At 60.2% G+C, this 13,183-nt stretch carries 14 protein-coding genes; 8 read left to right on the top strand and 6 right to left on the bottom strand.

Annotated features, from left to right (window positions below):
• Nucleotides 1–97: 97 nt before the first annotated feature.
• The 3 genes from B0E33_RS17360 to B0E33_RS17350 are packed head-to-tail and all read right to left on the bottom strand — an operon-like array spanning nucleotide 98 to nucleotide 2,824.
• Nucleotides 98–1,438, bottom strand: a complete 1,341-nt coding sequence (locus B0E33_RS17360; RefSeq protein WP_023003096.1) for a TRAP transporter large permease — start codon at nucleotides 1,436–1,438, stop codon at nucleotides 98–100.
• Complete coding sequence (locus tag B0E33_RS17355) at nucleotides 1,438–2,034, bottom strand: TRAP transporter small permease subunit (protein WP_062487281.1); 597 nt, start codon at nucleotides 2,032–2,034, stop codon at nucleotides 1,438–1,440. Before B0E33_RS17355 ends, B0E33_RS17360 begins: the two co-directional genes overlap by 1 nt.
• Entirely contained in the window at nucleotides 2,027–2,824 is a 798-nt protein-coding gene (locus B0E33_RS17350) for an N-formylglutamate amidohydrolase (RefSeq protein WP_208993467.1), read from the bottom strand. The genes B0E33_RS17355 and B0E33_RS17350 overlap by 8 nt, the downstream gene beginning before the upstream one ends.
• 148 nt (nucleotides 2,825–2,972) lie before the next feature.
• On the opposite strand from B0E33_RS17350, the gene B0E33_RS17345 reads away from it, so the two are divergent.
• From B0E33_RS17345 to B0E33_RS17310, 8 genes are all read left to right on the top strand, one after another.
• The gene (locus B0E33_RS17345; RefSeq protein WP_023003093.1) at nucleotides 2,973–3,842 is read left to right on the top strand and encodes a MurR/RpiR family transcriptional regulator; all 870 of its coding nucleotides are present in this window, start codon (nucleotides 2,973–2,975) and stop codon (nucleotides 3,840–3,842) included.
• Between the two features lie 225 nt (nucleotides 3,843–4,067).
• Entirely contained in the window at nucleotides 4,068–4,526 is a 459-nt protein-coding gene (locus tag B0E33_RS17340; protein ID WP_167579553.1) for an NUDIX domain-containing protein, read from the top strand.
• Entirely contained in the window at nucleotides 4,519–6,153 is a 1,635-nt protein-coding gene (locus B0E33_RS17335) for a phosphotransferase (protein WP_077291887.1), read from the top strand. The genes B0E33_RS17340 and B0E33_RS17335 overlap by 8 nt, the downstream gene beginning before the upstream one ends.
• Nucleotides 6,146–7,036, top strand: coding sequence for a GAK system ATP-grasp enzyme (locus B0E33_RS17330; RefSeq protein WP_077291886.1), 891 nt, complete (start codon nucleotides 6,146–6,148; stop codon nucleotides 7,034–7,036). Before B0E33_RS17335 ends, B0E33_RS17330 begins: the two co-directional genes overlap by 8 nt.
• The gene (locus B0E33_RS17325; RefSeq protein WP_055656270.1) at nucleotides 7,033–8,133 is read left to right on the top strand and encodes an HprK-related kinase B; all 1,101 of its coding nucleotides are present in this window, start codon (nucleotides 7,033–7,035) and stop codon (nucleotides 8,131–8,133) included. Before B0E33_RS17330 ends, B0E33_RS17325 begins: the two co-directional genes overlap by 4 nt.
• Nucleotides 8,130–8,831 (top strand): histidine phosphatase family protein, encoded by a 702-nt coding sequence (locus B0E33_RS17320; RefSeq protein ID WP_077291885.1) that lies wholly within the window; start codon nucleotides 8,130–8,132, stop codon nucleotides 8,829–8,831. Before B0E33_RS17325 ends, B0E33_RS17320 begins: the two co-directional genes overlap by 4 nt.
• Nucleotides 8,832–8,845: 14 nt before the next feature.
• Complete coding sequence (locus tag B0E33_RS17315) at nucleotides 8,846–10,210, top strand: metallophosphoesterase family protein (protein ID WP_208997652.1); 1,365 nt, start codon at nucleotides 8,846–8,848, stop codon at nucleotides 10,208–10,210.
• The gene (locus B0E33_RS17310) at nucleotides 10,207–10,482 is read left to right on the top strand and encodes an amphi-Trp domain-containing protein (protein ID WP_023003086.1); all 276 of its coding nucleotides are present in this window, start codon (nucleotides 10,207–10,209) and stop codon (nucleotides 10,480–10,482) included. The genes B0E33_RS17315 and B0E33_RS17310 overlap by 4 nt, the downstream gene beginning before the upstream one ends.
• 247 nt (nucleotides 10,483–10,729) lie before the next feature.
• On the opposite strand, the gene hypE is transcribed toward B0E33_RS17310, so the two are convergent.
• The 3 genes from hypE to B0E33_RS17295 are packed head-to-tail and all read right to left on the bottom strand — an operon-like array spanning nucleotide 10,730 to nucleotide 13,181.
• Entirely contained in the window at nucleotides 10,730–11,719 is a 990-nt protein-coding gene (gene hypE, locus B0E33_RS17305; RefSeq protein WP_228148131.1) for a hydrogenase expression/formation protein HypE, read from the bottom strand.
• A gap of 44 nt (nucleotides 11,720–11,763) precedes the next feature.
• The gene (gene hypD, locus B0E33_RS17300) at nucleotides 11,764–12,915 is read right to left on the bottom strand and encodes a hydrogenase formation protein HypD (RefSeq protein WP_077291882.1); all 1,152 of its coding nucleotides are present in this window, start codon (nucleotides 12,913–12,915) and stop codon (nucleotides 11,764–11,766) included.
• Nucleotides 12,912–13,181 carry a HypC/HybG/HupF family hydrogenase formation chaperone gene (locus B0E33_RS17295; protein WP_055656278.1) on the bottom strand — a complete coding sequence of 90 codons (270 nt, stop codon included), beginning with the start codon at nucleotides 13,179–13,181 and terminating at the stop codon, nucleotides 12,912–12,914. The genes hypD and B0E33_RS17295 overlap by 4 nt, the downstream gene beginning before the upstream one ends.
• Between the last annotated feature and the right edge of the window lie 2 nt (nucleotides 13,182–13,183).

The following is a 13,183-nucleotide window of genomic DNA, read 5'->3' as shown; positions in this document are numbered from 1 at the left end:
CATTCAGCTAAAGCGGTGCGGCCGTTTTCCGGCTCTCGTAAGTCCGCGGTCCAACTCCGTTTTTCCTCCGGACGTTGTCTTCTTGTCCCGTTCCTCGCTACCTGCCGTAAACCAGATCCGGCAACCACAGGGCAATTTGCGGGAAAACCATGACGAGGACGAGCGCCAGGACCATCACCGCGACAAACGGCGTAATCGAACCGTAGATGTCGCGCATGCTGATTTCCTTGGGCGCCATCGCCCGCATCAAGAATAGATTGTAGCCAAAGGGCGGTGTCATGTAGGCGATCTGCGTGGTGATCGTGTAGAGCACCCCGTACCAGATCAGAACTTCGCCCGCCGGCATGCCCAGATCAAGGCTTGCGACCAGAGGCACGTAAAGCGGAGCCACGATGACCAGCATCGCCGTATCGTCCAGGAAGGTGCCCATCACCAGGAAGGACAGCTGCATCAGGATCAGGATCATCCACGGCGACAGGCCGAGCTGTTCGGTGAAGAGGCTCTCGATGGCCTTGACCGCGCCCAGACCGTCGAACACCGCGCCGAACCCGAGGGCGGCAAGGATGATCCACATGAACATGCACGAAATGCCGAGCGTGTTCTTCAGGCAAAGTTTCAGGATATCCCAGGTCATCCGGCGACGGATGATGGCAGCCACCAGGGCGGCCAGAGCACCAATGGCCGAGCTTTCCACCAGGCTGGTGTAGCCCTTGACGAACGGTACCATCATCACCGCAAAGATGATGATCGGCAGGATGCCTGCCAGAAGCAGATGATATTTCTCGTCCTTGGAGGCGTCGCGCTCTTCTTTCGTCAGCGCAGGGCCGAGTTCAGGTTGGATCTTGCAGCGGATCGCGATGTAGACGACGAACATGGCTGCCATCATCAGACCAGGAACGACCCCCGCCAACCAGAGCTGGCCGACAGGAGCGCGCGCGATCATCGCATAAAGCACCAGCACCACGGACGGTGGCACCAGAATGCCAAGCGACGACCCGGCCTGAATTACCCCCGTGACCATCCGTTTGTCGTATTTTCGTTTCAGGAGTTCCGGCAACGCGATGGTCGCACCGATGGCCATGCCGGCAACCGACAGACCGTTCATGGCGGAAATCAGGACCATCAGCAGGATCGTGCCAATAGCCAGGCCACCGTTGAGCGGACCCATCCACACGTGGAACATCTTGTAGAGGTCGTCGGCGATCTTGGTTTCCGACAGCACATAGCCCATGAAGATGAACATCGGCAGCGTCAGCAGCGGATACCACTTCATCAGCTTCATGGCCGCGGAGAAAGGAATGTCGCCACCGCCAGTGCCCCAAAGGGCCAGAGCGGCGATTGCGGCAATGCCACCGATGGCGCCGAAAACGCGCTGCCCCGTCAGGAGCATCAGCATCATCGACGAGAACATCAGGAGAGCGATCATCTCGTATGACATCAGAGCGTCTCTCCCTTGATCAGGGCGATATCCTTGATGAATTCCGAGACAGCCTGCAGCAGCATCAAAACAAATCCAATGATCATTATGAGTTTGACCGGCCAGAGATAGGGCCGCCAGGCCGTCGGGCTACGCTCGATATAGCCGAGCTTTTCAGCCGCCGCGTCAGGACCACCGGTGACGAAGGAAACGAACAGGTCCCACCAGAAGCTGAGCGAGTCCTTGCCGAAATAGCCAAGCGAGTACGCCGTGGAATTCAGCGCGCCATAGAGCAGCACACCGAGATAGAACATCAGCAGCAGCACCGTGAAGGCATCGAACCAGGCCTTCTTCTTGGCGCTCCACTCGGCATAGAACAGATCCATGCGCACATTGGAGCCGAGCTGTATGGAATAGGGCCCGCCCAGAATGTAATAGGCAACCATCGCGAACTGGGCGACTTCCAGTGTCCAGAGCGATGGATTGAAGAAGGTCTTGGAGATCGACGACCACAGAAGGATCGCCGCCATGACGAAGACCCCCCACATGATTATCTTGCCGAGGCCCCGATTGAAGCCGTCGACAATGCAGATATAGACGCGGGCCGCCTTAAGCATGGGCTTCTCCCTGCGTCTGCCCGCCAACGGCTTGCGCGGCGTGCTCCAGCAGGGGCGCCAGAAGATCGCTCCACTGCGCTTCTTCTGCCGAGGTCTTCACTTCGTCGTTGCGGATTTCAATCATCAGGCAAGGCAGCTCGCGATCCTCGCCGTGCCGACGGATTGTATAATAGACACCATCGGACGGAGCGTACGGCTCGTTGTCTCCAACGGTCAGGCCACCCTTGGCCTTCAAGCCCTCCAGGACCGGATCCGCAAGACGCCGGTCCCTGTCGTAGATGAGGCCGATTTCCCAGGGACGGGACTGTCCCTTGTAAACCGGTGTGAACGAATGGATGGAGACCACCGCCGTCGGCAGCCCGCGGTCGAGCCGCTGGCTGATCACCTTGTCGATGGCGTCGTGAAATGGCCGGTGCGCAAGGTCCAGACGGAAGGTCTTCTCATCGGCCGACAGGTCCTGGTTGCCCGCAATCTTGGTGGTTTCGCTAAGGCACGGGATCAGGTCAGGCCGGTTTTCCTCGCGATTGCAGTCGATGATCAGGCGCGAGACAGTGGTGTGCACCAGCGGCGCATCAAGGCTCTTGGCCAGCCCCCTGGCAACGCCGAGCGCTCCCGGGTCCCACGCGATATGCGCAATCTTGTCCGCATCGGTAATCCCGAGCGATGTATCGTAGGGGGGCGGAAAGAAGTTGGAAGCGTGATCGCAGACAAAAACGAAAGGCCCCGCTCCCTCCGCATTTTCAACGGCGACAGCCCGAGTCATTCCTCCGGTCTGGGGATTCGAACCCATTCCCTACTCCCTGAGAGATCGGCCCTGCATTTTGTAATGTTTATTACAGGATTGCCGACTTAACTAACTTCTGTAATATTTGATACGCAGATTGCAGCGGCTGTCAAATGAAATTCAGTGCCGCGGACCGTCATAAAGGCCGACGCCCATGGAACGTCCTCTTCTGGAAGATATTCGCGACCGTCTGGACGAATTTACCGCCACGGAAAAGAAGGCGGCGCATGCGTTGTTGGCCAATTACCCGATGCAGGGACTGGGCACCGTCGCCCAGTTTGCAGAGGCCGCGGGGGTCAGTTCACCCACCATCTTGCGCTTCGTCGGCCGCCTGGGCTTTCCCGGCTTCGCCGAGTTTCAGCGCAAGCTGCGCGGCGAACTGGAAAGCCAGCTGAATTCGCCACTCGCCCGCAGTGCCAACATGGAAGACGACCCGGTCGGCGACCCCCATGTCAGCCAGCTTCTGGAAAATGTGCGCGAGACCTTTGCCCATCTGCCGAAAGGTGAACTGACCGGCCTCGTCAAGCTGCTGTCGGACGAACGCAAGCATGTGCACCTGATCGGGGGCCGCTTTACCGATGGCCTTGCCCGCTATATGGCGGCACATCTGCGGATCGTGCGGGCCAACGTCAATCACGTCGCCGGCCAGCAGGGCAACTGGCTGGACCAGCTCATCGGCATCGGTCCGAAGGACGTTGTCGTCGTTTTCGATATCCGGCGCTATCAGGCTGAAATCATCCAGTTTGCCGAAGCCGCCGCCCGTCAGGGTGCCACAGTGGCCCTTGTCACCGATAGCTGGATGTCACCGGTCGGCCGCATCGCCACCTTCGTTCTGCCTGCCCGCGTTGCGGTCCCTTCCCCATGGGACTCCTCGCTGGCACTCATGGCGATTGCCGAAGTGCTCATCACCGGCGTCACCCGTGAGAACCAGAAGCGTGCCCAGGAGCGCATGCGCGCATTGGAGAAATTGCGCAACGACATCGACCCCTCGACAGAAGGCCGCGCCATGGGGCCGGATATCTGAGCGGGCCGGATATCTGAGCAGGCTGGAACCACTCGAAACCGTGAACAGTCGAAGATCGGTTCGCTCGCGGTGAGCGACTCACCTATACTCGCCCCATCACGGCCCTGCTGAAAGCCGAAGCGGGCCCCTGACAGAAGCTGCGCCAGCCGGTCTGGCAGGTCCCGAACCGGCAGGCCTGAACAGGGAGCGAGATCCATCGCAAGTGACGCGCCCCTAAAAGGTGCCGTGTTTCGGCCCGTCATCCGCTCAACACCAAGAGCCTTTATCCGCCGGGGTGACCGGCTGCTGGTGCAAGACAAGCGACACCCCGTCAAAGGCCGGTACTTCACTCTGCCCGGCGGCAAGCAGGACCCGGGCGAAACGCTTGAAGCCTGCCTGAAGCGCGAATGCGTGGAAGAAATCGGTGCCGCAATCACCGTGTCGCACCTGATGCATGTGGCGGAAGTTCATCGGCGCAAACAGGCCGCAAGAGAATATCAGCACCAGCTCGATTTCATTTTCGCCTGCAGCGTTGCCGAAGACTACCAACCGGTATTGGGACCACGCCCGGACCCGCATCAGGTCGGGACACGCTGGATAGGTTTCGACGAAGCTCAACAGCTACGTCCGCTTTATGTCATAAAACTGTTTTCACTTGGCTGTACGCGGGAGCCCGAAGTCTATCTCGGACCCCATAATGATTAATGCCCCAAAGACCATTCGGGAAAATCTCCGTTTTCTGTGCGCGGAAATCGATGGTCAGCTCATACAGCTTGAAGCCTTCTTCAAGGAACCGACGGCAGCGACGGCACGCCGGATCATGGACCGTGCCGGATACGCCCATAACCTGAAGAGCCGGATTCTTGCGGCCTGTGTCCAGCAGATGGCCGGAGCCAGAAAGAACGATCGCAAACATCTTACCCTGCGCAGCCTTGAGTTTGTCGCCACCGATCTTCAGCGCATCGCCAACCTGGTGCGCCAATCCTTGCGCCATGCAGAGCGCATCGAAACCTTTGTAACGCTCGAACCTGAACGTTATCCCGCGATCGTCAGTCGTGTCCGGCAAGGCGTTGCCCGCATCGAGGACGCCCTTCTCAGCAGGGACAGTGAAAAGGCCATAGAGATCGGCCAGCTCCAGAACAAGATCGAGGCTGACTACCGCAAGCTCTTCAAGGCCTACACACGCGACATGCGCAACCCGGACCGGCTGCCGGCCGACATCGCCAACAGCCTGCTGGTCGCCAGCGAATTCCAGCGCATGGGCGAATCCCTGCGGGCCATAAGCGAAGCGCTGATTTCCGCCAACATCGGACAGGCAGTCAATTTCGAACGCTATTTCGCCCTGCAAGGCCTGATGTCGGACCTGGACACGGCCAGCGACGATGTCACCATTGAAACGATTGCCGAAACCAGGTCGGGAAGTTCCATCTCCGCCATCAAGGACAAGAAGACCGAAACGGTTACGGCGGTCTTCAAGGATGGCGACAAGAGCAAGGTCAAGGAAGAGCGCCAGGGCGTGAAAAGCTGGCATTCCATCTATCCAGGCCTTGCCCCGAAAATCCTGTCCTACCGCAAACGCGACCAGTCGGCAGCGCTCCTGATCGAACATTTGCCTGGCCTGACCTTCGAGCACATCGTCCTGAACGAAGGCGACGCCCTGCGCAACCAGGCACTTGCCAGTCTTTCCCGCACGCTGAAAGACGTCTGGAAGCAGACGCGGACCGCAGAACCGGCGGATCTCGGCAGCATGCAGCAACTTGGCAAACGCCTTGGTGACGTCCGCAGGGTTCACCCGGAATTCAAGGAAACCGGCATCCATTTCGCGGGAGAAACCCTTCCCTCTCTCGACGCCCTGATCATCAAGGCAGCCGACCGCGAGGCAAGGGTAACAGCTCCCTTTTCCGTCTATATCCACGGCGACTTCAACGTCGACAACATCATCTATGACCCCGGCGAGAACCGGATCCACTTCGTCGATCTGCATCGCTCCCGCTACATGGACTACGTCCAGGACGTGTCCGTGTTCATGGTCTCGAACTACCGGCTTCAGGTACTCGACAGGGAAACACGCCGGCGGATCAGCGATGTCTCTCTCGCATTCTACAAATCCGTACGAGCCTTCGCCCGCAAACAGGGTGACGACACGTTCGAATATCGGCTTGCCCTTGGCCTTGCCCGGTCCTTTGCCACGTCGACGCGGTTCATTCTGGACAAGTCGCATGCCCGGCGCATGTGGCTGCGTGCCCGCTACCTGATCGAACAGGCCCTTGCCTGCCCGCCTGGCGCCGAGGCCCGGTTCCGCCTGCAAATGAAGGAGATCTTCGTTGACTGACCTCAGGATCGGCGTTGTCGGCATACCCGGCAAATGGTCGACGGAAGTTCTGGCGGACGCCCTGGAAGCACAAACAGGTTTTCGCTGCGTGGTCGACATGGCCGACGTCGTTCTGGATCTGGAAACCAGGGCGCTGATGGCTGGGCAGATCGATCTTTGCAGCCTCGACGGCATCGTGGTCAAGAAGATCAGCCAGACCTACAGCCCCGCAACGCTGGACCGGCTGGAGATGTTGCGCCTTGCCGAGGCCAGCGGCACCAAGGTCTTTTCCAGCACAAGGTCCATTCTCGGCCTGGTCAACCGGCTGAGCTGCACCGTGACGCTGGCCAATGCAGGCATTCCCATGCCAGCCACCTGCGTGAGCGAAAGCGAAGACGAAGCCCTGGGCGCCGTCCTGCGGTTCGGCAGTGCGGTGTTCAAGCCCCTGTTTTCGACAAAAGCCCGCGGCATGACGCTGATGGATGCCGCCGAGGGCGAAACAGCCCTCCGGCACAAGATTGCCGCGTTCAAGGCCGAAAATCCGGTGATGTACCTGCAAAAGAAGGTCAATCTTTCCGGCAGGGACCTCGGCATGGTTTTCCTCGGCGGGTCCTATCTCGGCACCTATGCCCGCGTTGCCCAGACAAACAGCTGGAACACGACCATCCTTCACGGCGGCAAATACGAGCCGTTCGAACCGGATGCCGAACTGATCGAACTGGCGCGCCGCGCGCAGGAACCGTTCGATCTCGACTTCACCACCGTGGATGTCGGCCTGACGGACAGCGGACCGGTCGTGTTCGAGGTCTCGGCCTTCGGTGGTTTCAAGGGAGCTCTGGAAGGCGCCGGCATCGACGCTGCCAAGCTTTACGCCAACCATGTAATTGAAAAGGTGCGCGGATGACCGGCATAACCGTCCAGGACGTTGTCGACGCTCTTTCCCCGGCTCGGGAAACGCGAAACTGCGATCCGGTGTGCCTCACGGTCGGCGGCCATGTGGTCGAGGTGAGATGCACCTCTTCGGCGCTTCTGGCCGAATTGCTGCGCTATTTCCAGCATGTGATTTCCGCGCCGAGCGAACCGGACAGGATCGTCCATGTGCTCGGATCCATGGAACTGCCCTTTGACCCGGAGTACACCGACTGGGAGCGGGAAACGGGAAAGTCCGGCCGCAAGGATGCGGTCTGCGACCTTGAAAACGGGCGCCTGATCCTGAAGGTCCGCACGGGTCTGCAGTTCCTGCAATCCCCCGACTGGGCGATCGCCTTTGGCCCTACGGACGATCACCCCAACCAGGTGATCAACTTCATCAACACCCAGTTTCTCAATCACTTCCAACGGCAGGGGTGGGTCGCCTGTCATGCAGCGGCTGTCCGCACCCCCAACAGGGGGCTTGCGATATCGGGCCTTTCCGGCGGCGGCAAGTCCACCTCGATGTTGCGCCTGATGGAACTCACCGGCACGCAGTATGTCACCAACGACCGCCTTCTCGTGCGCAATGCCGGCAACAGCACCGATGCGCTCGGCATTCCGAAACTGCCGCGCATCAACCCGGGCACCATCGTCACCAATGCACGGCTGACCGGTCTTATCGACGAGGAGCGCGAAGAGGAACTGCGCAACCTGGAACCGGACGAACTCTGGCACCTGGAAGAAAAATACGACCTCTTCATCGATGACATCTATGGCCCCGGGCGCATTTCCCACGATGCGCGCCTGACAGATTTCTGGGTGTTGAACTGGTCCCGCGACAGCGCCGACGCGACCGAGGTAAGCAAGACGGATCTGAAGGACCGGCCGGATCTTCTGTCGGCGATCATGAAGAACCCCGGCCCGTTCTACCAGACACCGCAAGGCCCGTTCTGGCCGATGAAAACACCGCTCGACACAGAGGCCTACCTGGGGGCGCTCGAAGGTGTTCAGGTGTGGGAAGTGAAGGGACTGATCGATTTCGACGCCCTGTTTGAAGCCGGTGCAGAGCTGCTGGGACAAACGCCATGACAGACCGCTTCGCCATCCTGGTGCGTCATGGCGCTTACAATCAAAAACCGGACACGCCGAGTGCCCTGCAGCCCTATGGCCTGACCGATGCAGGCAAGGTGCAGGCACAAGAACTTGGCGCCGAGATTGCAGACATCGCGCGGCAGGAAGGCTTCCGGCTGGCACCGGAGATCTTGTGTTCACGCCAGCTCAGAGCCTGGCAGACGGCAGCGCTTCTTGGCCAGTCGCTTGGTGAAGTCCTCGGATCGGACTTCACGATCACCGAGGACGAAGCTCTTGCCGAACGCAGTGTCGGTGCCCTTGCCAACCTCACCTTGCGGGAAATCGAGCAGGTGATAGCAGACGATCCACGCACCGCCCCGCTGCCGGGAGACTGGAAGTCGAACAGCCACCACAGATTGCCGGTTCAGGGCGCTGAGAGCCTGATGGAAGCCGGACAGCGGGTGGCTGCGTTCCTGGATCAGAAGATGGCAGATCTGGATGACGAGGCAGGACCCGGTGCCCGGATCTTCGTCGGCCACGGTGCTTCCATGCGACATGCCGCCCATTGCCTGGGTGTGCTGACGTTTGACCAGATCCGCCAGCTCAGCATGCACCACGCGCGCGCCGTCGTCCTGAAACTGGAGAGCGACGGCACCTGGGCGCACCACCGGGGTGACTGGAAACTGCGCCAGCCACTTGAAACCGCAACGGATTGAACCGGATTGCTGCCATGATGATCCATCTGCCACTGACCCCGCTTCTGCCGCCGATGGACCAGGCGGAAGCCATTGATCTCGGCCTGCCCGAAAGCTGTGTCCCCTGGCCACTGGCGCCCATCGGGAATCTGCCCCTCGGCCAGTTCACCACCGAAAGCACCCTTCCCGGTGTTGTCGGCAGCCTTGCCCGGGCAAATGCTCTTGGCCCCTGGGACTGGCCGGAAAAGCCGGTGATCTTCATTTCCGACCTGCATGCGGATGCGGAAAGCCTGTTGAGATCCCTGACGGCGGCACGTGCAATCCTGCGCAATGGAGATGGTCTGAGCGACTTTCACCTGACGCCCTTCGGCCGAAGCTGCCAGTTCATCATCGGCGGCGATTGCCTGGACAAGGGCCCCAGCAATCTGGACCTTCTCGACAGCCTCAGCGCGCTGCTGAAAACCGGCGCCGATGTCGTCATCCTCGCCGGCAACCACGACCTGCGGCTTTACCTCGGTCTCGAAGCCCTGACGGTCAAGCGCAGCTCGCTCAACGCCCATATGTTCGTTCGCATGGGCAAGAAGGTGATGCCGCTCTTGAAGGAAGTGCACGAGCGGTATGTCGGCAGCTCGGCCGACCTCGCCATGCTGCCCGACGAGGAAACCTGCCTGTCGCTGATGGTTCCGGGAAAGAAGTGGACCAGACAATTTCCGAAGGCAGCCTCACGCTATCTGAGTGACGCGGCCATCCGCAAGGAAATGCAGCGGCTTAAGAAGAAGGCGGACAAGTTCGCGGAACACGCCGCCGAAGTCGGCCTTACCATTCGTCAGCTGTATGCTGCCGCGCTCAAATGCCGGGAACTCTTCGTTGAACCTGGCGGACGCTACGCCTGGTTCTTTCAAAGTCTCAAGGCCGTGCATCAGAGCGGCTCGCTGCTGTTCGTGCATGCCGGTATCGATGATCACATGGCTGCCCAGATCTCGGCAAAAGGTGTGGCCCACGTCAATCGCCGCTTTCGGAAGGAAAGCCGGAAGGACCCATTCGTGTTCTACTCCGGCACCATCGCCAATCTGATGCGCACGAAATACCGGGATGTGGACCATCCCTTGACCGAAACCGGCGTAGACGATCTCCATCTTGCCGGCATCAGGATGCTGGTACAGGGGCACGTCAACAGGCACAGCGGACAGGAGCTGACGTCCAAGCACGGCCTCTTGCATCTGGAAGCGGACATCACGCTCGACCGGCATTCCAGAAGCTCCGAAGGTCTTGAAGGCATCGGCACAGGTGCCACGATCATCTGCCCTGATGGCAACATCGTCGGCATCAGCCGGGATTATCCCCACGCCAAGCTGTTCAATCCGGCACACATTCTCCAACAACACGGTTTGTCGTCATGATGGAACGCAAGGGCCGTTTCCGGCACCAGTCCCTGCAGGACAGGAAATCGATCCAGAAACTGCTCGACGCCGTCAAGCGTGGCATCGCCAAGGGCGAGCTGCAATTCGGTGACGACACCGGCGAGATTACCCTGCACCCGAAAGGTCTGATGGCCATCAGGGTGACAGCCACCACGGAAGACGACCAGTCCCGCCTGGACCTGCGCATCACATGGGCCAACGACGGCCAGGACAAGAAGGACAATGGCAAGCTGAAGGTAAAGGGCGGATAGGCCAAGCCCCGAGAACCACTTGCCCCTTCACCGTCATTCCGGACAAGGAAGGCGCAGCCGCCCGCAGATCCGGAACCCGGTCATGAGCCGCGCTGCGAGCGCGTCCTCTCAAGTCCCTGGCTGAGAAAACAAAGCAGCCTCTCCTGGAGGAACACAAAGGCCGGTGTGTACCGGATCCCGTCCTGGCTACGCCAAACCGGGATGACAAGCATCGGATTGGGAAAGAGCCTTGGGGCCTATGCGACCCTCAGCAGATGCGTGGCAGTTGCTCGCCCGAGAGCCAGTCGACAACACGGGAGCCGCCGAAGCCGGTCTTCATGACCACCATGCAATCGGCGTCCTCCACGATTTCGCCGATCTTCGCAGCGTTCTGCCCCAGCGGGTGAGCCTTCATGATCTCCAGCAACCGGTCTGCATCCGAGGCATCGCAAATGCAGATCAGCTTGCCTTCATTGGCAACGTAAAGCGGGTCGAGACCGAGCAGCTCGCAGGCCCCTTCCACGTCCGGGCGAACGGGGATCTCACCCTCATCGAGCATCACGCCAACCTTCGAAGCATGAGCGATTTCGTTCAGCGCAGTTGCCAGTCCACCCCTGGTCGGATCCCGCAGAACCGAAATGCCCGGCACCGCGTCGACCATCGAACCGACGAGGCCATGCAGCGCTGCACTGTCGGACTGGATTTCGGTTTCGAAGGTCAGGTTTTCCCGTTTCGACAGGATGGCAACACCATGATCGCCAATGGTACCGGACAGGAGAACCGCCTGACCTGGCTTGGCCGCAGCGGGAGAAATCGAAACGCCTTCCGGCAGAACGCCAACACCGGTCGTCGTGATGAAGACCCCGTCGCCCTTCCCCTTTTCAACCACCTTGGTATCGCCGGAAACCACCGGCACTCCGGCTTCACGGGCAGCGCGCGCCATGGATATGACAATGCGTTCCAGATCAGCCAGCGGGAACCCTTCTTCCAGTATGAAGCTCGCGGTGAGCGACACTGGCCTTGCACCAGCCATGGCCACGTCGTTCAAGGTCCCATGGACCGACAGAGATCCGATATCACCACCTGGAAAGAACAGCGGCGAGATCACATGGGCGTCGGTCGACATGACAAGGCGCCCTGGCGGCACTTCGAGCACCGCCGCGTCATGGCCCTGGTCCAGGATTGTATTTTTCAGATGCCGGTGAAACAGGTCCTCGATCAGGACGGACATGGCCCGGCCGCCGCCCCCATGGGTCATATCGACAGCACCGGTACGGAATTTTGCCTGCGGATCGATGCTGGTCACGCCGCGGCTCCCTTGGCGGCGGCCATCGCCTCGCGCTTGCGGCCATAGGTCCAGTATGCGGCGCATGCACCTTCAGAGGAAACCATGCAGGCCCCCATCGGATTGTCCGGCGTGCAAACCGTGCCGAACAGCTTGCATTCCGTCGGTTTCTTCACGCCGCGCAGGATCGCGGGACATTCGCAGGATTTGACTTCGCGCGACTCCTTCGGGCTGAGCGCAAAGCGCTCTTCGGCATCGAAGTCGACATAGGCTTCTCGGATTTTCAGGGCACTGTCAGGAACATAGCCGAGCCCGCGCCATTCAAAGGTCCGGCGCAACTCCAAAACGTCGTCAACCAGCCTTTGGGCCTTGCGATTGCCTTCCTTCGTGACGACCCGGGTGTACTGGTTTTCCACTTCATGCCGGCCTTCGTTGATCTGGCGGATCAGCATCAGGGTCGACTGCATCACGTCGAGCGGCTCAAAGCCGGCAATGACGACCGGTTTCCTGAAGTCCCGCGCCGCCGGTTGGTACGGCGCCCAGCCGATGACCGAGCTGACGTGAGAAGGCCCAAGAAAACCGTCGATTTTCACCGGCTGTTCCCCCGGCTCCGCCGGAGCGTTGACGATATGGGCGATGGCAGGCGGTGTCAGAACGTGATTGCAGAAGACGGAGAAATTCTTCAGGCCTTCCGCCTTTGCCTGCAGGATCGCGACCGCCGTTGGCGGCGTCGTCGTCTCAAAGCCGATGGCGAAAAAGACCACCTGCCGTTGCGGGTTCTCCCGCGCAATCCGCAGGGCATCCTGGGTCGAATAGACCATCCGGATATCGGCCCCTTCGGCCTTGGCCCGGATCAGGCTCTTCTGCTTGGTGCCCGGCACCCGCATCATGTCACCATAGGTGGTCAGGATCACATTCGACTTCAGTGCCAGCTCGATCGCATCATCGAGACGCCGTACTGGCAAGACACAGACGGGGCAGCCCGGCCCATGCACATACTCGACATTTTGCGGAACCAGATCCTGCACCCCGTACCGGAAAATGGCGTGAGTGTGCCCACCGCAAAATTCCATCAGATGGTAGTGCCGGTCCGGATCAGCTTCCTGCCGGATTGCCAGGGCAAGCTTTTGCGCCAGTTTTCCGTCCCGAAATTCCTTGATGTATTTCATGCGTCCGTCCCCACCACCGGCTCGCCCGCCATCTCCTCCAGCTCCTCGGCAAGAACACCGGCTTCCGCCATAAGCTGAAGGGTCCGTTCGGCTTCCTCCTCGCTGAGCTTGTGCAGGGCATAGCCGACATGGACGAGCACATAGTCGCCGACGGCAACCTCCTCCAGGAGAGCTGTCGAGACCGGTTTCCGGATCCCTTCCAGAGCGACGATTGCCATCTCGTCGCTATCGACGGAAACCACCCTTGCGGGAATGGCGAGACACATGA

The sequence above is a fragment of the Roseibium algicola genome (assembly GCF_001999245.1).
In the GTDB taxonomy this organism is placed as follows: Bacteria; Pseudomonadota; Alphaproteobacteria; order Rhizobiales; family Stappiaceae; genus Roseibium; species Roseibium algicola.
This window is presented reverse-complemented; position numbering and strand designations above follow the sequence as displayed.